Annotated in this window: 22 protein-coding genes; 11 read left to right on the forward strand and 11 right to left on the reverse strand. The window is 71.3% G+C overall.

The features are described 5' to 3' along the window. Positions 1-76 precede the first annotated feature (76 nt). Entirely contained in the window at positions 77-748 is a 672-nt protein-coding gene (locus tag JGS22_RS26315) for a glycoside hydrolase family protein (RefSeq protein WP_268980951.1), read from the forward strand. Between the two features lie 127 nt (positions 749-875). On the opposite strand, the gene JGS22_RS13130 is transcribed toward JGS22_RS26315, so the two are convergent. Further along, positions 876-1,241 carry a hypothetical protein gene (locus JGS22_RS13130; protein WP_308405647.1) on the reverse strand — a complete coding sequence of 122 codons (366 nt, stop codon included), beginning with the start codon at positions 1,239-1,241 and terminating at the stop codon, positions 876-878. Positions 1,242-1,550: 309 nt separating this feature from the next. On the opposite strand from JGS22_RS13130, the gene JGS22_RS13135 reads away from it, so the two are divergent. Continuing rightward, on the forward strand, positions 1,551-2,885 hold the full coding sequence (locus JGS22_RS13135) for a helix-turn-helix domain-containing protein (protein ID WP_211043694.1): 1,335 nt from the start codon (positions 1,551-1,553) through the stop codon (positions 2,883-2,885). Positions 2,886-2,890: 5 nt separating this feature from the next. On the opposite strand, the gene cutA is transcribed toward JGS22_RS13135, so the two are convergent. From cutA to JGS22_RS13160, 5 genes are all read right to left on the reverse strand, one after another. Then, positions 2,891-3,223: a divalent-cation tolerance protein CutA gene (cutA, locus tag JGS22_RS13140; protein WP_211043696.1), complete on the reverse strand. Its 333-nt coding sequence runs from the start codon at positions 3,221-3,223 to the stop codon at positions 2,891-2,893. Positions 3,224-3,427: 204 nt separating this feature from the next. Further along, positions 3,428-3,793: a hypothetical protein gene (locus JGS22_RS13145; protein WP_308405647.1), complete on the reverse strand. Its 366-nt coding sequence runs from the start codon at positions 3,791-3,793 to the stop codon at positions 3,428-3,430. Between the two features lie 248 nt (positions 3,794-4,041). Then, positions 4,042-5,292 carry a helix-turn-helix domain-containing protein gene (locus JGS22_RS13150; RefSeq protein WP_211042371.1) on the reverse strand — a complete coding sequence of 417 codons (1,251 nt, stop codon included), beginning with the start codon at positions 5,290-5,292 and terminating at the stop codon, positions 4,042-4,044. A 211-nt stretch (positions 5,293-5,503) separates the two neighbouring features. Continuing rightward, positions 5,504-6,220 (reverse strand): nitroreductase, encoded by a 717-nt coding sequence (locus JGS22_RS13155; RefSeq protein ID WP_211042370.1) that lies wholly within the window; start codon positions 6,218-6,220, stop codon positions 5,504-5,506. Positions 6,221-6,483: 263 nt separating this feature from the next. After that, complete coding sequence (locus tag JGS22_RS13160) at positions 6,484-6,945, reverse strand: Rid family hydrolase (RefSeq protein WP_211042369.1); 462 nt, start codon at positions 6,943-6,945, stop codon at positions 6,484-6,486. A gap of 215 nt (positions 6,946-7,160) precedes the next feature. Between JGS22_RS13160 and JGS22_RS13165 the strand changes: the two genes are divergently transcribed. Continuing rightward, complete coding sequence (locus JGS22_RS13165; protein WP_211042368.1) at positions 7,161-7,664, forward strand: MarR family winged helix-turn-helix transcriptional regulator; 504 nt, start codon at positions 7,161-7,163, stop codon at positions 7,662-7,664. A 106-nt stretch (positions 7,665-7,770) separates the two neighbouring features. Here the strand turns inward: JGS22_RS13165 and JGS22_RS13170 are convergent, their stop codons facing one another. Beyond that, positions 7,771-8,148: a VOC family protein gene (locus JGS22_RS13170; RefSeq protein WP_211042367.1), complete on the reverse strand. Its 378-nt coding sequence runs from the start codon at positions 8,146-8,148 to the stop codon at positions 7,771-7,773. 96 nt (positions 8,149-8,244) lie between these two features. Here JGS22_RS13170 and JGS22_RS13175 point away from each other — a divergent pair, with 96 nt between their 5' ends. Further along, positions 8,245-8,664 carry a winged helix-turn-helix transcriptional regulator gene (locus JGS22_RS13175; protein WP_211042366.1) on the forward strand — a complete coding sequence of 140 codons (420 nt, stop codon included), beginning with the start codon at positions 8,245-8,247 and terminating at the stop codon, positions 8,662-8,664. A gap of 41 nt (positions 8,665-8,705) precedes the next feature. Further along, positions 8,706-8,909, forward strand: coding sequence for a hypothetical protein (locus JGS22_RS13180; protein ID WP_211042365.1), 204 nt, complete (start codon positions 8,706-8,708; stop codon positions 8,907-8,909). Between the two features lie 64 nt (positions 8,910-8,973). Here JGS22_RS13180 and tgmC read toward each other — a convergent pair whose 3' ends face one another. Genes tgmC through tgmA form a run of 3 tightly spaced genes read right to left on the reverse strand, consistent with a single transcriptional unit; the run spans position 8,974 to position 11,355 of the window. Continuing rightward, positions 8,974-10,149, reverse strand: coding sequence for an ATP-grasp peptide maturase system methyltransferase (gene tgmC, locus JGS22_RS13185; protein ID WP_211042364.1), 1,176 nt, complete (start codon positions 10,147-10,149; stop codon positions 8,974-8,976). Beyond that, entirely contained in the window at positions 10,139-11,110 is a 972-nt protein-coding gene (tgmB, locus tag JGS22_RS13190) for an ATP-grasp ribosomal peptide maturase (protein ID WP_211042363.1), read from the reverse strand. Before tgmB ends, tgmC begins: the two co-directional genes overlap by 11 nt. Continuing rightward, positions 11,107-11,355: a putative ATP-grasp-modified RiPP gene (tgmA, locus tag JGS22_RS13195; RefSeq protein WP_211042362.1), complete on the reverse strand. Its 249-nt coding sequence runs from the start codon at positions 11,353-11,355 to the stop codon at positions 11,107-11,109. The genes tgmB and tgmA overlap by 4 nt, the downstream gene beginning before the upstream one ends. A 459-nt stretch (positions 11,356-11,814) precedes the next feature. Between tgmA and JGS22_RS13200 the strand changes: the two genes are divergently transcribed. The 6 genes from JGS22_RS13200 (at position 11,815) to JGS22_RS13225 (ending at position 19,291) form a co-directional block, all read left to right on the forward strand. Further along, positions 11,815-12,636: a class I SAM-dependent methyltransferase gene (locus JGS22_RS13200; RefSeq protein WP_211042361.1), complete on the forward strand. Its 822-nt coding sequence runs from the start codon at positions 11,815-11,817 to the stop codon at positions 12,634-12,636. A 318-nt stretch (positions 12,637-12,954) separates the two neighbouring features. Further along, complete coding sequence (locus JGS22_RS13205; protein ID WP_211042360.1) at positions 12,955-13,701, forward strand: hypothetical protein; 747 nt, start codon at positions 12,955-12,957, stop codon at positions 13,699-13,701. Positions 13,702-13,838: 137 nt separating this feature from the next. After that, on the forward strand, positions 13,839-14,813 hold the full coding sequence (locus JGS22_RS13210; protein WP_211042632.1) for a hypothetical protein: 975 nt from the start codon (positions 13,839-13,841) through the stop codon (positions 14,811-14,813). A 266-nt stretch (positions 14,814-15,079) separates the two neighbouring features. Further along, a complete protein-coding gene (locus JGS22_RS13215; protein WP_211042633.1) occupies positions 15,080-16,051 on the forward strand; it encodes a glycosyltransferase family 2 protein in 972 nt (323 codons plus the stop codon). Between the two features lie 122 nt (positions 16,052-16,173). Beyond that, positions 16,174-17,601 (forward strand): polysialyltransferase family glycosyltransferase, encoded by a 1,428-nt coding sequence (locus JGS22_RS13220; protein ID WP_211042637.1) that lies wholly within the window; start codon positions 16,174-16,176, stop codon positions 17,599-17,601. A gap of 373 nt (positions 17,602-17,974) precedes the next feature. Continuing rightward, positions 17,975-19,291 (forward strand): PA0049 C-terminal domain-containing protein, encoded by a 1,317-nt coding sequence (locus tag JGS22_RS13225; protein ID WP_308405648.1) that lies wholly within the window; start codon positions 17,975-17,977, stop codon positions 19,289-19,291. Positions 19,292-19,351: 60 nt separating this feature from the next. Here the strand turns inward: JGS22_RS13225 and JGS22_RS13230 are convergent, their stop codons facing one another. Continuing rightward, positions 19,352-20,485, reverse strand: coding sequence for an acyltransferase (locus JGS22_RS13230; protein ID WP_308405649.1), 1,134 nt, complete (start codon positions 20,483-20,485; stop codon positions 19,352-19,354). Between the last annotated feature and the right edge of the window lie 68 nt (positions 20,486-20,553).

Below are 20,553 nucleotides of genomic sequence, written 5' to 3' on the forward strand. Positions count from 1 at the left end.
GGGCGCCGGTTCCGCGCCCGCCGCCGCGGACGGCAAGGGCGTCAGCGCGCGCCCCGCGCCCGGCGCGGACCAGGCGCTGGCCGATGTCAACGCCTCCTGGTACTACAACTGGGCCTCCGGCCCCGACCTGGCCACCCCGGACGGCACCGAGTTCGTGCCGATGATCTGGGGCCGGGACTCGGTCACCGACGAGGAACTCGACCGTGCCGCCCGCGAGGGCAGTCAGCTCCTCGGCTTCAACGAGCCGGACCTCGGCGAGCAGTCCGCGATGAGCGTGGAGGAGGCCCTCGACCTCTGGCCGCGACTGGAGTCCACCGGTCTGCGCCTGGGCGCACCCGCCGTCGCGCACAGCGGCGACGTCGCCGGCGGCTGGTTGGACCGCTTCATGCGCGGAGCCGAGGAGCGCGGTCTGCGCGTCGACTTCATCCCGGTCCACTGGTACGGCGCCGACTTCGGCCCGAACGCCACCGACCACCTGCGCTCCTACCTCGACGCGGTCGCCGAGCGCTACGGCAAGCCGGTCTGGCTCACCGAGTACGCGCTGATCGACTTCACCGGTTCGCAGCCGCGCTACCCCAGCGAGCAGGAGCAGACCGCCTTCGTCCGCTCCTCCACCGAGATGCTCAACTCGCTGCCGCACCTGGAGCGTTACGCCTGGTTCACCCTCTCCACCGACACCTACCAAACCGGTCTCTACAACGGCGCCAACGCCAACTCCAGCGGTGCCGCCTACCGCGACGCGGGCTGACCCGTACGGCCCGCCCCCGGGCGCACCCTGCCACGAGCCGCCGAACTCCCCTCTGCATAGGAGGAGTTCGGCGGCTTCTCGCACGCCGGGCCGGGGAACGGCGCACACCGCCCGACCGGGCGCGGGTTCAGCGGCTTCCGGTCGCGGAGCGGCGTTCGGTCCAGCCCGAACGCCGGTCGTCGGGGTCCGGCGGGGGAGCGGCCGCGCGGTCGGCGCGGGGGAGTCGATCGCCTCTGCTGTCGGCCACGCGCAGTGCGTCGCGCAGTGCCTCGCTCAACCGGCGTGCGAGGAAACGCATTTCGTGCGGGTGGGTGCTTCCGTCGGTCACCAGGTCGCTCGCGAAGTCGAGCAACCGGACGCCTATGGCCAGCTGTTCGGCCTCCATCCGGTCGGCGAGGCGGGCGAGGCGGCAGTCGTCGTCGGTGACCAGATAGCAGGGCTTGCCGTCCTCGCCGCTCCACGGCGCGAGCCGGGGCCGCTCTCCACCGCTCACGACGTCCCCGCCCCTGCGCCGTACGCCCGTGCGGAAACCGCCTGGGAACCGTCCGGCACCCGCCCGAGCGCGGACGTCGACCGCCCCGCGAACCGTTCGCAACCACCCGTGAAATCTCGCAACACCTCATGCACTCCCGTCAGTTCGGGGCCCCACCCCGCACCACTCACCCGGGCGCGGGTTTTGTCAGCCCCAACCCTGTTGCTCTGCCGGTCGGCTGCCTTCCCTCCCTCGGGTATCCCCATCATGGGTAGGCTTTTGTCCCGACTGATCGGGCACAATGCTGCTCACAGACGCGATGGGCACCGGATGACCGAATACCGACCACCGACAGCGCTGCCGGGTGTTTTCCTCAATCGGGAAGACGTGAAGATCGCTGTCGCGGCTCACGACTTCGGCACCGTTTTCCGTCTTGCCCGCAGCGAACTCGGGATCAGTTACTCGAAGATCGCCGCAGAGTGCGATATCAAGCCGGAACGTGTCGGGCTCCTTGCTCGAGGTCGCGGCAACATCACCTCGTTCGAGAAGGTTGCCAGGATCTCCGATGCCTTGCGCATTCCCGGTCGTCTGCTCGGGCTCGCGGCTCGGGACTGGGAGACGAACGAGTCTTCCTGCCCCGCCAGTTGCGCGTCTCCAGATGCCAACACCGCCACCAGCGAAGGAGGCACAGTGAAACGTCGGCATTTCTTCAGGGCAACGGCCGGTGCAGGGATGGCCGTCGGTTTCTCCGATCTGGACCGAATCGTGGTGGGGCAGCAGATCGGGCACAGCATTCCGAGTCAGTTGCGCAGACGGACTACTCGCCTGCGGCGACTGGACGATGTCCTCGGCGGAGGAGACACCTACCGCATCTATCTCGGTGAGTACCAAGCCACCAAGCGCATGGCACGAGAGTGCGACTACTCGGAGAGAACAGGCCGCGAGCTGCTGTCGGTTCTTGCCGAGCAGGCACAGCAGGCGGGATGGGCCGCTTTCGACGGAGGCAAGCATGCCGACGCCAGTGGTCTGTACGAGGAGAGCTACAGGGCGGCGACCGAAGCAGGAGACAAAGCTCTCGCCGGTAACGCTCTCGCCTTCCTCGCTTATCAGAAGTCCAACGGGAGCAGGGAGGCGGGAGTTGAGTTCGCGATTCGCTCGTGCCGTACCGCCGGCACCGGCGCTCCGCGCGGAGTACGCGCGCTGCTGCACGAACGTCTGGCGTGGGCGCATGCTTTGGCGGGGCAGCCAAGAGAGACAGCAGAGGCGCTCGACGCGGCGGAAGCGGCATTGAACGACGACGACGGTGAGCCGCAGCCCGACTGGGCGGCGTGGGTCGATCAGACCGAGATCAAGATCATGACTGGTCGATGCTGGGCTGAACTGCGTCGGCCACTGCGAGCTGTCCCTGTGTTGGAGGAGGCTCTCCGCGAATACGACGACACTCACGCACGCGACAAGAGCCTGTACCTGTCGTGGCTCGCCGACTCCTACCTGAACGCAGGCGAAATCGAGCAGTCAGCAGCGGTCACCGGTCGTGCCCTCGATCTCTGTGCCGGGGTCGCCTCGGTGCGTCCACGCGCGAGACTCGCGCCTGTGCTTGCCCGGCTCGGTGAACACCGCGACCTCAGCACGGTGGCTGACGTCCTTGAGCGCGCCAGGAGTTGAGGCTTCTATTCCGAGGGAAGCGAATCGGTGGTCGTCGCCACCCAGCGCAAGTACGCGGCGGAGCCGGCGACGATCTCCACAGCTGAAACCTCGGGGTTTCTCCACGGGTGGTGGGCCAAAAGGTGGGCTTCGAGGTCGGAGTATCGAGTGCTGTGGGTTTTGAGGAGAACTTGCCACTCTTCGCCCGTGCCGAACTCGCCGGCGTGCCAGAAGGCGGAGACCATCGGCCCGATTACCTGGGCTCCGGCGGCCAGGCCCGCTGTGACCACGATGCGAGCAAGTTCCACAGCCTGTTCGCGGTTTTCCGTTGCGGTGGACACCTGGAGGAAGTCAGCCATGCCACGAGCCTAGTTCGTGTTCTCAGAGCGCAACGAATTGTTGCGGCCACCATGGCCCGGGCCTCTGAGGCGTATCAACCGGCCGCTGTTCGGGGCTGGTGTCGTTGCGGGCGACGTTCGCCCTGTCGGTGGCGGCGGCTCGTGGGCGTCGGTCGTCGGCTCGGCGGCCGGGGAACGGCGCACACCGCCCGACCGGGCGCGGGTTCAGCGGCTTCCGGTCGCGGAGCGGCGTTCGGTCCAGCCCGAACGCCGGTCGTCGGGGTCCGGCGGGGGAGCGGCCGCGCGGTCGGCGCGGGGGAGTCGATCGCCTCTGCTGTCGGCCACGCGCAGTGCGTCGCGCAGTGCCTCGCTCAACCGGCGTGCGAGGAAACGCATTTCGTGCGGGTGGGTGCTTCCGTCGGTCACCAGGTCGCTCGCGAAGTCGAGCAACCGGACGCCTATGGCCAGCTGTTCGGCCTCCATCCGGTCGGCGAGGCGGGCGAGGCGGCAGTCGTCGTCGGTGACCAGATAGCAGGGCTTGCCGTCCTCGCCGCTCCACGGCGCGAGCCGGGGCCGCTCTCCACCGCTCACGACGTCCCCGCCCCTGCGCCGTACGCCCGTGCGGAAACCGCCTGGGAACCGTCCGGCACCCGCCCGAGCGCGGACGTCGACCGCCCCGCGAACCGTTCGCAACCACCCGTGAAATCTCGCAACACCTCATGCACTCCCGTCAGTTCGGGGCCCCACCCCGCACCACTCACCCGGGCGCGGGTCGGGCCGCTCGACAGGTGACGGTAGGGCCGCCGAGAAAGGAGAAGGGGCACAGATTGTGCCCGGTGTCATGACGCCAGTGCGCCGATTCTGACGGCGAGTTCACCTGCTCGGCGCCGCTGGGCGGGGCTTCTCGACTCCGCCTCCTCCAGAACGATGCGCCGTGCGTAACCGTTGTAGCGGACCGTCTCCGGCGCTGCTTCGTACGCTCCGGCGAGCGCGGCCAGTGCGGCCTCCGAGCGGCCGTCGAGCTGATAGCCGCGCGCTTCCTCGATGCGATGTCGCGCGCGTCGCGGCCGGGAGGGGATGGACGTCGCGTCCGCCGCCGCCGACTGTCGGACGCTCTCCGCCCCCGAGTGAAGCTCCACCGCGACGGTGACCGCGTGGGCTCCCATCACCGCACGGGAGAAGGAGGTCACCGGATGGAAGTAGTCCGGCGGGAGCCGATCCGCCACGGCGCGGGCCTCGTCCCAGAAGCGCCAGGCCGTACCGGACGCCCCGCGCCGAGCTGCTGTGTGACCGGCCTCGAATCGCAGGGCCCCCGCGATGGCGAGCACTTCGTCGCTCGCGGCCGGCAGGAACGGTTCGAGGTGGTGCAGGGTCCGCATGGTCACGGCGTCGGCGGCGTCGAAGTGGCTGTGCCCGCTGTCGCGGTGGGCCTGGGCCGCCAGCCATGCCGCGACCCCGATGGTGTGCGGGTCCTCGGACTGCTGGGCGGCGACCATGGCGCGTTCGACGACCCGCCACAGCAAGGACGGGTCCGGTTGATGGGCGAGGAAGAACTGGCTGAGGCTGTACACCTCGGCCAGAAGTGCCTGAGCGGTACGCCGTTCGTCCGCCGATTCCGCCTGCGCCACGGTGAGTTGTGCGTCCCGGATGAGATCCGGCAGAAGTGCGCCGATGACGTCGCGATGGTTCGCTGCCGAGTGTCTGGCGCTCCACGCGCGGACAAGTCGCTCCCGCAGATGACGTGTTGGCGGTGCCTGTCGGTGCGTGGTGAGCGGAAACTCGTCCACGGCCTCGCGCACGAGCGGCAGGCGCGGGTGTCCCGGACCGGCGAACAGGGGCACTGCCGTGGACGCCTCTCCCGTCAGCTCCGAGAGGTCCCGGACCCGGAGAGCTTCGGCGATGCGCAGCACCATCGGAAGCTTCGGCATCTGAAGGCGCCCGCCCTCGACCTGTTTGACCCAACTCGGGGACCTTCCGAGCAGACCGGCCAGCACTCCGCGACTCATGCCACGGCGGGACCGCAGGATCTGCATGCGCTGGCCGAAGGCGACCGGCTCGGCGTACGGGTTCGGAGTAGCGTCTGAGGACACTGGCCTGCCCCTCTCTGCACAGCTCGTCACTGCCAGAGTACGGCGTCGGCTCCCGCCTGTTGGGCGCTCTCACGAGCCCGTCGAGTCGCTCGGCTTCGGGCGACGTTCGCCCTGCCGATGACGACTCGTGGGCGTCGGTCGTCGGCTCGGCGGACAGAGCACGTGGAGGACGTCCGGCAGGCCGAAGGGGTGAACGGGCGCTGCTGCGGCGTCAGTTCGGGTGCCAGGTCACTGCGGTCGGCACGTCCTCGCGGGCGGTGCGGAAGCCGTTGACCGGGTGGTCGAGATCCGGGTGACCGAAGGAGACACCGGCGACGACCCGGCGGTTCTCCGGCAGCCCGAAGTGCTCGCGCACGAACGGCGCGTACGAGGCGAGGGCGGCCTGCGGTGCGGCGCCGAGGCCCAGGCTCTGCGCGGCGAGCAGGAAGGAGTTCAGGTACAGCCCGCAGTCGACCGCGCCGTAGACGCCGAGGTCGGCCTCGGTGGTGACGAGGGCGACGTGCGGGGCGTCGAAGAGCTCGAAGTTCCGCAGCGTCTGCCGCCAGCGGCCCTCGCGGTCGTCCCGGGCGATGTCGAGGGCGTCGTAGAGCTGGAAGCCGCAGGCGCGGCGCCGGTCCCGGTAGACGCCGGCGTACTGCTCGGGGAACGGGAAGTCCGGCGCCGGCGGCTGGGTGCGCACGTGCTCCAGGAGCGCCGCGCGGAACCGTTCCGTGCCCGCTCCCTCGGTCAACTCCACCTGCCACGGCTGGGTGTTGCACCAGGACGGCGTGCGCTGCGCCAGTCGCAGCAGCCGTTCGACGGTCTCCCGCGGAACCGGTTCGGGGCGGAACCTGCGGCAGGTCCAGCGGCCGTCGAGCAGCTGGCGCAGCGCCCCGTACGGTCCGCCCTCGTGTGCGGTGTGCTGCTCGCCGCCGTTGCTCGTCCCCACGGGCGTGGCCTCCGTCGTCCGTTCGTCCGTCGCCGTCCGGGGTCCGCTGCGGCGGCCGTGGTGCGCCGCGTGCCGTGCGGCACCTCCGTCCCGTGCACGCTATGCGCGGAACCACCGTCGCGAAAGGCCCTGTTCACGGGCCTCGCCCGACAGCCGCGCCCGGCCGCGCCCGGCCTCGCCCGGCCGGGACACGTACGGCTCGTACGGCACGTGTTGCACGTACCGGGTCCCGCGCCGTACGAGCAGCCCGTGCCGTGCGGTCGTTATGCGGATGCCGGGCGGTCGCGCCTCGGTGCGAGGTGGGCCGTCACTCGGATCTCCACCCGCATCCCGGGAGCGCCGAGCGCCGGCACGCCGATCTGCGTCCAGATCGGCGCACGGTCGCCGAGGCGGAGCCGCATCTGCTCCACCATCGTGCGGTTGTGGTCCTCGCCGATCGTGTCGGGGGCGGTGGGTACGTGGTACGTGTCCATGGCGACCACGTCGTGCCAGCTCGCACCCGCGGTGGCGAGGGTGCGCCCGACGTTGTCGAAGGCGCGCACGATCTCCTCCTCCAGACTCTCGGGGAACTCGAACTCCTCGCTCCAGCCGCCCTGGCCCGAGATCTCCACGCGGTCCCCGATCCGCACGGCCTGGCTGTAGTGGAGCTCCTTGCGGAGCCAGTCGCCGTACCCGGGGGTGATGGTGAACTCGGGCTCGTCGGTGCGGGTTGTCGACTCGGTCATGGTCTCGTTCCTCTCCTCAGGCGGTGGACGGCCGCGCGTCGGCGTTCGGCGCGCAGCACGTGGTGCAGCTGGTCGCGGACGCTCACAGGCATGACTGCATGGGTACGTCTGCGCGGGGCCCGTCTGCACGAGCACGCCGCGACTTCACGATTGAAGTAAACGTAACAGCATTCTACTTCAAGCGTGAAGTCAATCCCGTTGGTAGAATCCCCTCCATGGCCAGCCCACCGCCTTCGGAACCTCGTGATGAACCCGCCGAGGACGTCCAGTGGCTCGATGCGGAGGAGAAGGACGCCTGGACCGGGGCGATCTCCATGGCCGTACTGCTGCCCGGCCGGCTGGAGCAGCCGCTCCAGCGCGAGTTCGGCATCAGCCTCTTCGAGTACCTCGCCCTCAGTCACGTCTCCGAGGCGCCCGAACGCCGCCTGCGGATGAGTGAGTTGGCCTTCCTCGCCAACGGATCGCTCTCCCGCCTCTCGAACGTCGTCAAGCGCTTCGAGCAGCGCGGCTGGGTCGAGCGCTCCCCGGATCCGGCGGACGGTCGCTACACCCTCGCCCGCCTCACCGACGCCGGTTACGACATCGTGCTGGCCGCCGCCCCCACCCATGTGCGTGCGGTCCGTGAGCTGGTCATCGACCCGCTCACCGCGGCCGACCGGCGTGCCCTCGCCCGTATCGCCGCCAAGCTCCGCACCCGCCCGGCCGACCTCGCCCCGTGAGGGCGGCCCGCACTCCGCCGACCAGCCGGCGCTGACCGGCGCCCGCAGCCTGCTGACCGGCGTCCCTGCGGTGCGGCCGGCGAACTCGCCCGCGCCGTACGGCCGTTCAGTCGCGGAGGATCCGGCTGACCAGCTCCGGGTGCCACTGGACGTACTCGACGCCCGCGCCGCCCGGGTGGCGTGCGTAGAGGAACCGTCCCGTCGGGCCGTCCGTCACGGGGGTGGTGAGGGTGGCGCCGGTCGCCTTCAGCGTCGTCCGCAACGTGTCGAGGTCGTCCACGACGACCGTGGCCGAGGCGTGGCTGTACTTCGCGCGCTCCTCGGCCGGTCCCGCGACGACCAGGAAATCACCCACCGCGGCCAGTCCGACCGCCTCGAAACCCAGCCGCAGATGCGGCCGTTCGCCCGTCAACTCCTCCAGCAGCGGCAGCGCCTGGTCGAGGTCGTCGGCCCACAGGCGTGCGCAGGTCTTCAGAATGGCCATGAAAGTGCCCTCCCAGGTCACTTCCGGTTACTCGCTCACCGTAGGAAAGTGAGGGCTGACGTGGAAGAACGCACTTTCGAGTGAGAGAGGAACCTGATGGAAACCGAGCAGCCCACGCCCGACGAAGCCGATGTGCTGCGTGCCGATTCACTCGCCCGCGAGATCTTCGCGGGGGTGGCGAACAAGTGGTCCCTGCTGATCATCAACGTCCTGGGCGACCGCACTTTGCGCTTCACCGAGCTGCGTGTCGAGATCGGGGGCATCAGCCACAAGATGCTCACACAGACCCTGCGCGGCTTGGAGCGCGACGGCGTGGTGCACAGGACCGTCCATCCGGCGGTGCCGCCGCGCGTCGAGTACCGGCTCACCGAGGCCGGCGGGGCGCTGCGCGGCACCGTCAACGGCATGTGTGCCTGGACCCGCCGCCACTTGCCCGAGATCGACGCCGCCCGCCGTCGTTTCGCCGAACGCAAGGCCGGGGCGGGCGCGAACGTCACGCCGTCACCAGGCCGTTGAGCGTCTGCGTGCCTCAACTGCGGTCGCGAAAGGTGCTGTTGGTGAGAACCGGCACGCCGACGCTGGAGTCCACGTCGGCGGTGATCTCCACGTCCTCGCGGAAACCCTCCGGCCAACTCCCGCCCGGAGGTGCTCTCGTGGAGATCGGATTCGACCTCCGGGCAGTGCACGCAGGTATCCGCGGCGAGCCACCCGGCGACCGCGCGACGCGACCGTTGGGCCGCTTGGTCCTCGCCTTCTCCTGACCGCCCCCGCCCCTGCTCCCGCGCCGACGCCCGTTACCGCCCAGACCCTCCCGGAGTGGTCGGATCAGATCGGCAGATGCCAGCTCGGGCCGCCCGGCGAGCCGAGCCACACGGTCTGCTCCCACGGCGTGGCAGTCATCCCGAAGCCGGTCATGTCCGGTGCTCCGCAGCTCTGCCAGGTCTCCAGCGCCTCTTCCACGCGGTCCCAGAGTCGCAGCGGCCCGTGCTGGTGGACCGCCCAGCCTTCACCGTCCGGTTCGCACCACGCCTGTGAGCCGGTGGCGGTGTCGCGCAGCACGATGCCGTGCGCGCTGTCGACCAACTCGGCCGAGGGCGCGGCGAGTTGGGCGACGAATCGGCCCTCCCAGCGATCCAGCAGCTTCGGATCCACCCTCGCGCCGCGCCTTTCGCCCTCCTGCCGAAAGAAGACGGAGCGGGGCGGGGGAGCGTGCGGACGCGCGAGCATGTAGGTGACGTTGTCCGGGGCGAAGCGGCCGTGCGCCACTCCCTCCTCGTCGAGGGTGAGGCGGATCAGGCCGGCGGAGGGCATCCAGCCGCTCACCGTGGTGGTGATCGAGCCGCCGTCCCTGAGCTGCCAGAACCAGGGCGGCGGGATCGAACGCACGGAGCAGGTGGCGATGACGGCGTCGTACGGTGCGTGCTCCTGGCAGCCCTGGAGCCCGTCGCCGGTGGCGAGCCTCGGGGCGTAGCCGGCCTCGGTGAGCCGCACGGCCGAAAGTGCGGCGAGGCCCGGGTCGTACTCGACGCTGACAACGTTTTCCGCGCCCAGCCGGTGGCTCAGTACCGCGGTCGAGTAGCCCGTCCCGGTTCCCACCTCCAGCACTGTCTCGCCCTCGCGCAGCTCGGCCACCTCAGCGGTGCGCACGACGAGGGAGGGCAGCGTCGCCGAGGACGTCGGGCTGCCGGTGACGGGGCCCTCGGCGTCCGCCGCGTCCAGACCGTCGACCTGGGTGACCCAGGTGGTGTCCCGGTGGGCCATCCGGAGCCACTCCTGCTCGCCGACCTGCTCGCGCCGGACCGGGCTCCACGCGGTGCCGACCGGCCGGTAGACGGCGCTGCCGAGGAACAGCTCGCGGGGCACGGCCCGTACGGCGTCCAGCCACTCCGGCGCAGGCGCCGGACCGACCCCGGCGACCTCCGCCGCGAGACGGCCGCGCAGCTCCGACGGGCCGGGGCCCTGCTGCGAGGGGCCGGGGCGCTGGGGCGGTTCAGGGTGCATAGGGCTCTCCCGCGTGTTGGAGCCGATCGGCGACCGCTCTGACGATCCTGCGGGTGATGGGTTCGGGAAACCAGGCGTACTGCCCGTTCGGGTTGCACTCGAACCACCAGGTGCGTCCGTCACGGTCGATGCCGAAGTCGAATGCGCCGAAGGTGAGGCCGAAGACCTTGAGATACCGCTCGATCCGGTGCGCCAGACGTGGCGGAGTGGAGACGAGCGTGTAGCTCAGCTCCTCGTAGTGCCGCCGCCAGTCCAGGCCGGGCGAGCCGTCGATCCGCACCGAGAAGATCTCGCCCCCCACGGCCGTCACCCGCAGGTGGGCCACCGTGGGCACCTGCTTCTGGAACAGGTGCATCGTCTGGGCGACCCCGGCATCCAGGTCGGCGGCCTTCACCTCGTCGACCCACACGGTCAGCGCGCCTCGGTCGGTGTCCCGGTACTCGGTGTTGCGCAACGGCTTGTACACCACAGGGCCGTGCTCCTCGGCGAACTTCCGTGCGGTGGAGAGCACATTGGTCATCAGCGTGGGAGGGACGTCGAAGTCGCACCGGACGGCCGTCGCCAACTGCGCGGGCTTGTGCTCGGCCTGCTGGTTCTGCCACGGATGGTTGAGGTAGTACGCCCCGGGGAGCGAGCAGAGGATGCCCCCGAGCCCGTACCTGGCCTGCTCGCGGCACCAGCGCGCGTCCTGGCCCGTGACCCCCGCCGGGGCGGTGTAGGGGCTCGGGCGTCGCCAGTACACCGATCTGGCTCGGGTCGGGTCGGTGGACCGGCTGGGCGTGCGCAGCTCCCCGTCCAGGCCCCAGCCGCCGACGACGACGGAGACGGCGACCTCTTCGGGGAAGTCGCCGGGATCGAGCCGAACCACCGGCACATGGCGTCTGTTGAGCTCCTCCACGACGAGGTCGCAGGTCGCGTCGTCCAGCCGGGAGACGACGATCACGGGCCGACCGCTGGTCAATCGCTGTCTCCTTCCTGGTCGCTTCCCTCGTCGGTGGTGCCGTCGAGGCTGGTCCTGGTGCTCGTCTCCTTGCTGGTCTGCGAGCGCCTGTGCCGGTCCATCGTGGGGACCCGGACGCCGTCCGGGTCGACCCATCGGGCGGTCTGGGTGGCGTGGTCCAGGACTAACCCGGCGGCGGGCGCGGCGATCACGCTCGGGTACGGGCGCATGCGGCTGGTTCCCCAGGGTGCCGGTGTCGTGTCCATGAATGCCTCCTGTGATTCCTCAACAGTTTGTTATCGCCTGCGCACTTTGGGTAGTTGCAATTCGGTCGCTTGCCGGTCGAATGCGCCGAGATCGGGGGCGCATTGCCGGCCCGGGGCGCTCGATGCGCGCGCCGCGGGGCGCTCCGAGCAGGGGTGCGAACGAGGCGGCTCCGCGGCAGTGCCCGCGGGGCCCGTACGGCGGGCGCTGCCGTCGGCCTCCCCGCGGGCGCGGCGGTCACTCGGCGGCGGGGCGGCAGGCGGTACGGCTGTGAGGTGGGACGATTTCGCTGCCGGAAGAGGAATCCTCTGCGCGAAATCGGTGAGGAGACTTGTCCCGCGGCCCCGGCCGCGGAGAGTGGGAACGCCGGTCCGAACCCGGCTGCGACAGCCCCGACCCCACAACGGGACAGCCGTACCCCCGTGCCGCGACAGAACCACCCGCCCCCACACCGTCCGAGGATGAGCACCGTGTACCACCAGCCTTCCGCCCCGAACGTCGCCGACAACCCGGCCGCATGGGACGTGGCGCGCTACGACAGCCAGTTCGGTTTCGTCGCCGCGCTCGGTACGGCCGTGGTGGACCTTCTCGATCCACAGCCCGGTGAGCATGTGCTCGATCTCGGCTGCGGCAGCGGGCATCTCACCGCGCTGATCGCCGAGCGCGGCGCCACCGTGACCGCCGTGGACGGCGATCCGGCCATGGTCGCGGCTGCCACCGCTCGCCTCGGCCAGCCCGTACAGCTCGCCGACGGGCACGATTTCACCGTCTCCGAGCCGGTGGACGCCGTCTTCTCCAACGCCGCGCTGCACTGGATGACCCGCCCGGCGGAGGTGCTGGCCTCCGTGCGCGGGGCGCTGCGGCCCGGTGGCCGCTTCGCCGGCGAGATGGGCGGCGCCCGCAACATCGCCGCGATCGTCGACGCCGTGCGTGCCGCGCTCGCCGAGCACGAACTCGCGGAGGGGATGCGGGTGCCGTGGTACTTCCCGACCCCGGCCGAGTACGCGACGCTGCTGGAGCGCCAGGGCTTCACCGTCGACAGCGTCGAGTACTTCGCGCGGCCCACCGAACTCAGCGCCTGCTCGGAGGGGCTGGCCGACTGGGTGCTGATGTTCGGCTCCGCGCTGATCGGCCACGTTCCCGAGGAGCTCAGGGCGACCGTGCTGACCAGGGTGGGGGAGCTGGCCGCGCCCACTCTGCGGCGCGAGGGCATCTGGTACGCCGACTACCGGCGGCTGCGGTTCCGCGCACATGTGGAGCCCGAGGAGTCCGCACCCCTGTGAGGTCGTCCCGCTGAGCTCTCGGCGTCGGCCCCGGCCAGTCCGGGGCCGACGCCGTTGCGTGGGACGGGAGTTCGGGGCGGAGTCCGATCATGTGCGGTCCGTCGAACGGGTGTTGGGCGGCGAAAGACGTCAACTGCTGTTGTCGCAAAGCCGGTTGAGAGCATGAGCGGTGCTGCGGTTGGTGACATCGGTCATGCGCCGCTCGGGGCGGTTCGGTGCTTTACTCACGCCTCTGCGCGCCGGTAACGGCGGCGGTCCTTCCGCCCGGCCGTGGGTGTTCCACCTCTGTCCCCGCAGCTCCCCCCCCCCACAGGAGGCATGGTGCGTTCCGAGCTTCTCACCCGTATCGGTTCGGTGGCCGCCCTGGTGGCCGGCTCGGTGCTGCTGACCGCCCCCGGCGGCCAGGCGCTCGACGCGACGAAGACCGGGTCGGCGAAATCCGATTCGGGCTCGCCGCAGACCCGCTCCGTGTCGCCGCAGGCCACGGACCCCGTCAACGTCTACTCCCCGATCCAGGGCGCCTCGACCTGGAACCGCTTCGGGCTCAGCGACCCCTCCGACCACCACACGGTCTTCTCCAACTGGGGCCACCAGAACGACTGGTCGGTGGACATCTACCAGAACCCGGGCGCCACCGTGGTCTCCCCGTTCGGCACCAAGACCGCTTCCGGAGCGCCGGTCTCGACGACCGTCGTCACCGTCCGCGCGGGCTGCGCCACCGGGAACCTGGCCGACGGCGGCTGGCTCATCGGGCTGGAGGCGCGCAACGACAGCACCGGCGAGGTGATCGGCCGCGCCGACGTGATGCACGTGGACAACAAGGCGGGCGGCATCGAGGTCGGCGCCTCCGTCGGCCCCTGGACGCCGCTCGGCACCACCGGACGGTTCCGCTACTCCAGCTGCTACCAGGTGAACGGCGACACGGGCGCCCACATCCACCTGGAGGTCATCAACAAGACCCGCTACTCCTGCTACATCGCGCGCGGCGCGGGTACGGACATCGGCGACGAGACGGCGGTCGGCATGGCCGGCACCCAGAACACCGGCCAGCGCCAGGCCTGTTGACGCGTCGGCGCCCGGCCCGCAGACGGGCCGGGCGCCGCCCGCCTTGTTGTCCACGTGCATCACGTCGGCGCGGCCGAGAACGTCAAGGAGGCCGACGAGGCCGTCGACCGGCTGGGCGAACCCGCGAAGGAGTCACCGTGTCCCGAACCCGCCGCGCCCCGCTGCGTGGAGCACTCGCCGCCCTGGCCCTGCTCGCCGTGTCCGTGTCCGTGTCCGCGTCCGCGTACGGAGCCGGGGCCGGAGCCGCCGGTACGGCAGCGGCGGGGGAGGCGTCGGCAGCCGATCCGCTGGTCGTCTGGAACAACAACATCGAGAACATGCTGCCGGTCGACTGCTCCGACGACTACGACTTCGAGCGGCTGCTCACCCACCTCGCGAAGCAGTCGGCGGCGCCCGACATCTTCACCGTCCAACAGATCTCCGACCAGGGGCAGTTGGACGAGCTGACCGCCCGTCTGACGGCCGATCTGCCGGGCACCTACGAGGGTGTCATCGCGATCCCCGAGCCCGGCTCGATGGGCCGCACTAGCCCCTGCGGCAAGCTGAAGAACCAGCAGACCAACGCGGTCGTCTACCGCACCGAGCGGCTGACGCTCAAGGACGAGACCCGCTGGCGCTCCGACGCCCCCACCGGCGGTACGGGCCCCTGCCGCAATCTGACGCCCACCGAGACCAGTCAGGACCGGGTCCACAACGTGGGCGTACTGCTGCACGACAGCGTCGCCGGCAAGGAGGTCGCGGTGGCCTCGATCCACTGGCCGACCGGCACCTGGAACGGTCCCGACTGCGCGGCCGAGAACGTCAAGGAGGCCGACGAGGCCGTCGACCGGCTGGGCGGCGACCTACGGATCGTCGCCGGCGACGCCAACGCGAAGACGAGCGCGGCCGGTTGGTGGCAGGAGGGGTACGACCGCGGCTTTCGGGACCCGATCGCGCAGCTGTGCGGCGGACCGGTGTGCCCGCCCGAGCACCACACGACCGCCAACAACCGGATCGACTACATCCTCGCCAAGGGTGGCAGCGGTTTCAGCAGGGCGGCGACCGTCACGGAGGACGTGACCGGGGGCGCGTACTCGGAGCACCGGGCGGTCACCGCGCAGGTGGCGTACTGACGCACCGAGCGCGGGTGGCGCGTGCGGTTCCCGGGCCGGACAGTCCGCGGTCGGCCGGTCGGCCGGCCGGTCGCCCGGACGGTCCACCGCTGCCGGGCCCGCCGGTGCCGGGGGCGGGCCGTCCGGGCACGTCGGGTGCGTCCGGGCCGGATCGGGTTGGCTGAGAGTACGGCGAGCGTTTACCGCCGCGCTGCCTGTACGTACCGGCTGTGCGAACGCGGTGTTTACCGTTCCGGGTATTCCTCGACCCGGTGACTGGATTCCACGTGCCCAAACTCTCTGTGATCGTTCCTTGCCGCAACGTGCAGGACTTCGCGCCCGACATGCTGCGTTCGCTCGCGCGCAACGCAGGAGCGGAGAAGGAGTTCCTGCTGGTCGATGACTGTTCGACGGACGCGACCTCGGAAATTCTGCGTCAGGCCGCCGACGAGCTGCCCGGCGCGAAGCTGCTGCGGCACGAGACCAACAGAGGCATCTCCCAGGCGCGCAACACCGGCCTGGAGCACGCGCGCGGTGACTACGTCACCTTCCTGGACGGCGACGACTGGTACGCCCCCGGCTACCTGGACGAGTTGACCGCCGCCATCGAGCGGCTGGACTGCGACTTCGTCCGCACCGACCATGTCCAGGCGACCGGGAGGGAGCGGGTCGTGCGCCGTGCTCCGGCCCGCCGTCGCGGCGTGGTGCTCGACCCGCGCGACGGTATCGCCCCGGCCGAGATGGCGACGATGGTCGACTACCCCTTCGTGTGGGCGGCGGTCTACCGGCGCTCGGTGCTGGAGGAGCTGGACCTGCGTTTCGAGGCGCCGCTGCGCACGGCCGAGGACCGGGTCTTCATCTGGAAGCTCTATCTGCGCGCGGCCAGTTGCGCGACGGTCGGACTGCACGGGGTCTTCTACCGCCGCGGTGTGACGACCTCGCTCACCCAGATCAAGGACGCCCGCCAGCTGGACTTCATCCCGGCGCACGACCTCATCCTCGACGAGGTCTGCGCACACCCCGACGCCGCCCGCTTCCTGCCGAAGATCGTGCGCACCTACTGCGCGATGATCGCCTTCCACGCGGGCAACGCGCACGAGTACGAGGCGACGGCGGCGAAGCGTCTGCGACGAGAGGCGGCAGCCGCGCTGCGCCGGATGCCGCAGGACGTACTCCGTTCCACACTGCGCGAGTTGAACCCCGAGCGGCGCGGCGTGCTCCGCAGTCTGCTCGGCTCGGCCCGGAAGGCGGCGGCGTGACCGGCGAACGGGCGAGCGACGCGGGCGCGGAAAGCGACGCGGGCGGCGTGAACGGCACGGGCGGCGCGAGCCACGCGAACGGCGCGGACGGCGCGGACGGCGCGGACGAGGAGCGGAACGGCATGGCGGCGACGGCGCAACAGGCGGACAGCGAACGGACGTTGGTCTTCGAGGTCTCCACGCTGTACGGGCTGGCGACGCTCTCCGCCGCACTGGACGCCGGCCGGTTCGGCAGCCGCGAGGGCACCCGGCGCATCCTGCTGACCTCGCACAACGCGTCCGTGCCCGAGACCGCGACCCGACTGCCGGAGACGGCCGGCTGGCGCACCCTCGCCGCCCGCTTCGACACGGTCGTGGACTGGAACGAGACCATCGCACCGCTGCACCCCTCGGCCTGGGCGCCGTCCGAACGCGAACTACCGCTGCTCCAGCGGCTGTTGAGCGACCGCTGGGGCGTACGCGGCCGGCTGACGCTGGTCGTCGAGTCGGTGCACGCCGCGCCCGCCGCCTCGCTCGCCTCGATCTTCGCCGAGGCGGACATCGAGGTGTACGCGGACGGGCTGATGAGCTACGGGCCCACCCGCGAGAAGCTGCGCCAGGCCACCGCCAGCCGGGTGCAGCGGCTGCTCCACCTCGACCTGGTCCCCGGGCTGGTGCCGCTGCTGCTCTCGGAGTACCAGGTGCCCGCCGAGCCGGTCCCGGACACGGCGTTCCGCGCGGTGCTGGACGAGATCAGCCAGGTCGCGGCGGGCGCGGAGAACGCGGCCGACGTCCTGGACGCCACCGCCCGCCGCGCCACCGCCGTACTGCTCGGGCAGTACCTGGCCGCGCTCAACCTGCTCACCGCACGTGAGGAGGAGCAGCAGCACATCCGGATGCTGAACGGTGTCGCAGCCGCCGGCCACCGCACCGTGCTCTTCAAACCGCACCCGACCGCGCCCGCGAGCTACTCGCGTTCGCTGGCCGAAGCCGCCGCCGCGGCCGACGTCGAGCTGGTGGTGCTGGACGCGCCCATGCTCGCGGAGACGGTGTTCGACCGGGTGCGACCGGAGTTGGTGGTCGGCTGCTTCTCCACCGCGATGTTCACCGCCTCGACGTACTACGGCATCCCGGTGGCCCGGGTCGGCACCGACCAGCTGCTCGAGCGGCTGACGCCCTACCAGAACAGCAACCGCGTACCGGTGACGCTCGTCGACTGGCTGGTGCCCGAGCTCTCCGGCGAAGGGCCCGGCGCGCAGGGGCAGTTGGTGCGCGAGCGGACCGACGGGACGACCTCGGCGCTGGTACGGGCGGTCGGCTACTGCATGCAGGCCAAGCTCTACCCCTCGCTGAGGGCCGACACCGCTCGGTGGCTCTCCGCGGAGCTGGGCCCGCGCACGGCGCGCTACTTCAAGAAGCGCCGGCTGACCGCGCTGGAACTGCCCGGCGGGATGGCACCGCCCGGCGTCGTCGGACAGCTGCGACGGGTGCCGGGCAGCTCGTATGCGCTGCGGATGCTGCGCAGGGCCAAGCGCGGACTCACCGCCCGCCGTGCCGCCACCGGCCGCTGAGCGGCACGGCTCCGCGGTACGGCGGTTTCCCGCCGCCGTACCGCCGTACCGCCGCGCCGCCGTACCGCGTGCCGCCTGGCGCGCCGTTCGGCACCTGCCGTACCGCCGCCCGGTGCCGTACGGCGGTCGGTTGTCGCCGTTGCCGGCTCAGCCGGTGGCCGGCCACCGGCTGTTGCTGCGCGAGGCTGCGGTCTCGCGCGTGCGGCGCGGGTGCGGGCCGGCGCGGGCGGCCGGTCGGGTGCTGGGGAGCCGACCGGTCGTTGTGGATGGACACCGGGCCTGTGGGGGTGGTGGCGGGGGCACGGCAGCTGTTACGTTCCGCGCGTTCCGGCCCGCGCGAGGCGTGCGGGTACACCAGTGGAGTGGAGTCGGCGTGCGCATCCAGCCAACTGGCCTTCGTCTCGCGGCGGCGGCGATCGTCGTGGCCCCCGCCCTCGGGCTGAGCGCCCCGGCCCAGGCGGCGGGCCCTACCGCCGACTGCCTCGGCGAGGAGGGCGCCACCGTCGAGGAGGCCCGGCTCGACGGCGAGGTGCCGCAGGAGATCCTGCGCCGCTCCCAACTGGCGGACACCGCTGCGGAGTTCACCCGCGAGCTGTGCGCAGCGACCGACCTCGACGAGGCGCGCACCGTCGTCGAGCGGCACGCGGACGCGCTCTGGCGCTCCGCGGTGGAGCGGGTCCAGTCGCCCGACGAGCCGGACGGCGCGAACGGCGGCAATCGCGACCGGGGCGGCAAGGACGGCGAGCAGCTGAGCGCGGGAGACGACCGGCCGCTGTACTGGGCGCGGCTGGGCATGACCTCGGCGCTCAACCGCTGGCAGCCGGACTTCTCGCTGGACGCGGCCGACCGTGCCGGGCTGGTCGCCGAGACCGACCGCCGCTCGCGCGGTCAGGCGGACGCCGACTTCCCGGAGGAGTACGGGAGTTCGGACGTCAAACGGGTCGTGGTCACCGGCTTCGACCCGTTCCAACTGGACAACGACGTCCGCCAGGCCAACCCCTCGGGCGCGGCGGCACTGGCCCTGGACGGCGCGGTGATCGAGACCGCCGACGGTGTCGTGGTCGTGGAGGCGATGCTCTTTCCGGTGCGCTGGCGGGACTTCACCGACGGCACGGTCGAGCGGGCGCTCGTACCGCACCACGCCGGAGAGCGTCCGGCCGACGCGGTGATCACCGTCAGCCAGGGCCGGGACGGGCAGTTCGACCTGGAGCAGCACAACGGCGCCTGGCGCGGCGGCTTCGACGACAACGAGAACGAGGGCACCGAGGAAATCGCGCCGATCCCCGACGGCGTCCCCACCGTCACGCCCCAACCCCAGTGGTCCGACTCGACGTTGGACGCGGAGGCCGTCATCGACGCGACGGACGGATCGCCGTTCCCGGTGATCCACAACACCGGCGTCACTGAGATCCCCGAGGGCGAGACCGAGCCGGTCTTCCGCCCCGACGGACCCACCCCCGGCTCCGAGGCGCGGGCCGGTGGCGGCGGCGACTATCTCTCCAACGAGATCGCCTACCGCAACACCCTGCTGCGCGACGCCACCGAGGGGGACATCCCCGCCGGCCACGTCCACACCCCGATCCTCCACCTCGCAACCGGCGACGCCGTGACCGACCCGCAGTTCGAGGCCGACCGCACCGCCGTCGTCGACCAGGTCAGGGCCATCGTCACCGCCGCCGCCCGCCCCTGACCTCGCCACCGGCCGCCGGGCGGCGCCTCTGTGCGCTGCCGAACTGTCGAACTTCCGCGCTCAGCCGAGGAGTTTGCGCAGACCCAGACGGCCCCACAGAAGGCTGGCGGCGTAGGAGAGCACGATCGTCGTCAGCCAGAGCACCGGCAGCAGCACGGCGGCGGCAGGGGCGCCGAGGTCGGCGGAGACCCTGGGCACGACCAGTTCCTCGACGACGATCACATGCACCATGTATGCGCCGAGCGCCGCCCCCGCGAGCTGCGAGACCCGCGGGCGGAAGCGCTCGGGGACGCGCACGCGGTGGACCAGCAGCAGCATGCTGCCGGTGAGGGCTGCGACGAAGAGGTGGGCGTTCGGGATGACGTAGTGGACCTGCGTGTTGTACCAGAGGCAGCCGGCGAAGGCGGCCAGACAGCCGGGCACCAGCAGCCAGCGGTAGCGGTCGGGCACGCCCCTGGGGAGCGCGAAGAGCAGCGCGCCGAGGACGGCGTAGACGAGCGAGTACGTGCCGAAGCCCCAGCTGACCGGCGGGCCGTCCCAGCCGGTGACCTTCTCGGCCGTCTCCATCGCCGCCGGCGCCACCGCGACGGCGGCGAGCAACGCGCCCAGGAGCCACGGCCGTTGGCCGGCCCGCAGCAGGACGACGAAGGCCAGCACTGCCACCAGCGGCAGATACACGTACATGAACCACAGGTGGTAGGCCGGTTGGACCGAGCCGAAGAGCGAGGTGAACGCCAGCTCCGTCATCGGCTCGTCGTTGCGGCTGCGCAGCCAGGCCCAGAGGAGGTAGATCGCCGTCCAGGCCAGCAGCGGCAGCCCGTTGCGCACCAGGCGCTGCCGGGCGGCACGGCCGTCCCGCGGCGGGGCGCCGGCCAGGACCGCCCAGCCGGCCATGGCGAAGTACATCGGGACGGCGAACTCGTTGGCGGAGTCCGCGATGTGGCCGACCCAGTACGCTCCGGCGCCGTTCTCCTCCTGGCGGTCCACCGCCCTGATGAAGGTGGCCCCGACGTGGCCCAGCATCACCGCGCAGGAGCAGATCAGCCGCATCAGATCGATGTCGACGCGGTGCTCGCGGCGTGCGGGCTTCGCGGGCGGCGAGGTGTCGGCGGGGGCGTCCGGACGCGTGGACCGCGCCGCTGCTCCGGCCGGTGACCCTGGTTCCGTTTCGGTGACGGCTTGCTTGTTCGGCACCAGGACACCTTCCGGCAGCCGACCCAGCCACAGGTGTACTGCGACCCAACAGCAGAACAACTCGCCCC

The sequence above is a fragment of the Streptomyces tardus genome (assembly GCF_018101125.2).
Classification (GTDB): domain Bacteria; phylum Actinomycetota; class Actinomycetes; order Streptomycetales; family Streptomycetaceae; genus Streptomyces; species Streptomyces tardus.

Bases quoted from the DNA above. Each gene is read 5' to 3' on its own strand.
- JGS22_RS13135 (WP_211043694.1), top strand. From the start codon at position 1,551: ATGACCGAATACCGACCACCGACAGCGCTGCCGGGTGTTTTCCTCAAT.
- cutA (WP_211043696.1), bottom strand. From the start codon at position 3,223: ATGGCTGACTTCCTCCAGGTGTCCACCGCAACGGAAAACCGCGAACAG.
- JGS22_RS13160 (WP_211042369.1), bottom strand. From the start codon at position 6,945: ATGACCGAGTCGACAACCCGCACCGACGAGCCCGAGTTCACCATCACC.
- JGS22_RS13165 (WP_211042368.1), top strand. From the start codon at position 7,161: ATGGCCAGCCCACCGCCTTCGGAACCTCGTGATGAACCCGCCGAGGAC.
- JGS22_RS13170 (WP_211042367.1), bottom strand. From the start codon at position 8,148: ATGGCCATTCTGAAGACCTGCGCACGCCTGTGGGCCGACGACCTCGAC.
- JGS22_RS13175 (WP_211042366.1), top strand. From the start codon at position 8,245: ATGGAAACCGAGCAGCCCACGCCCGACGAAGCCGATGTGCTGCGTGCC.
- tgmC (WP_211042364.1), bottom strand. From the start codon at position 10,149: ATGCACCCTGAACCGCCCCAGCGCCCCGGCCCCTCGCAGCAGGGCCCC.
- tgmA (WP_211042362.1), bottom strand. From the start codon at position 11,355: ATGGACACGACACCGGCACCCTGGGGAACCAGCCGCATGCGCCCGTAC.
- JGS22_RS13200 (WP_211042361.1), top strand. From the start codon at position 11,815: ATGAGCACCGTGTACCACCAGCCTTCCGCCCCGAACGTCGCCGACAAC.
- JGS22_RS13205 (WP_211042360.1), top strand. From the start codon at position 12,955: ATGGTGCGTTCCGAGCTTCTCACCCGTATCGGTTCGGTGGCCGCCCTG.
- JGS22_RS13220 (WP_211042637.1), top strand. From the start codon at position 16,174: ATGGCGGCGACGGCGCAACAGGCGGACAGCGAACGGACGTTGGTCTTC.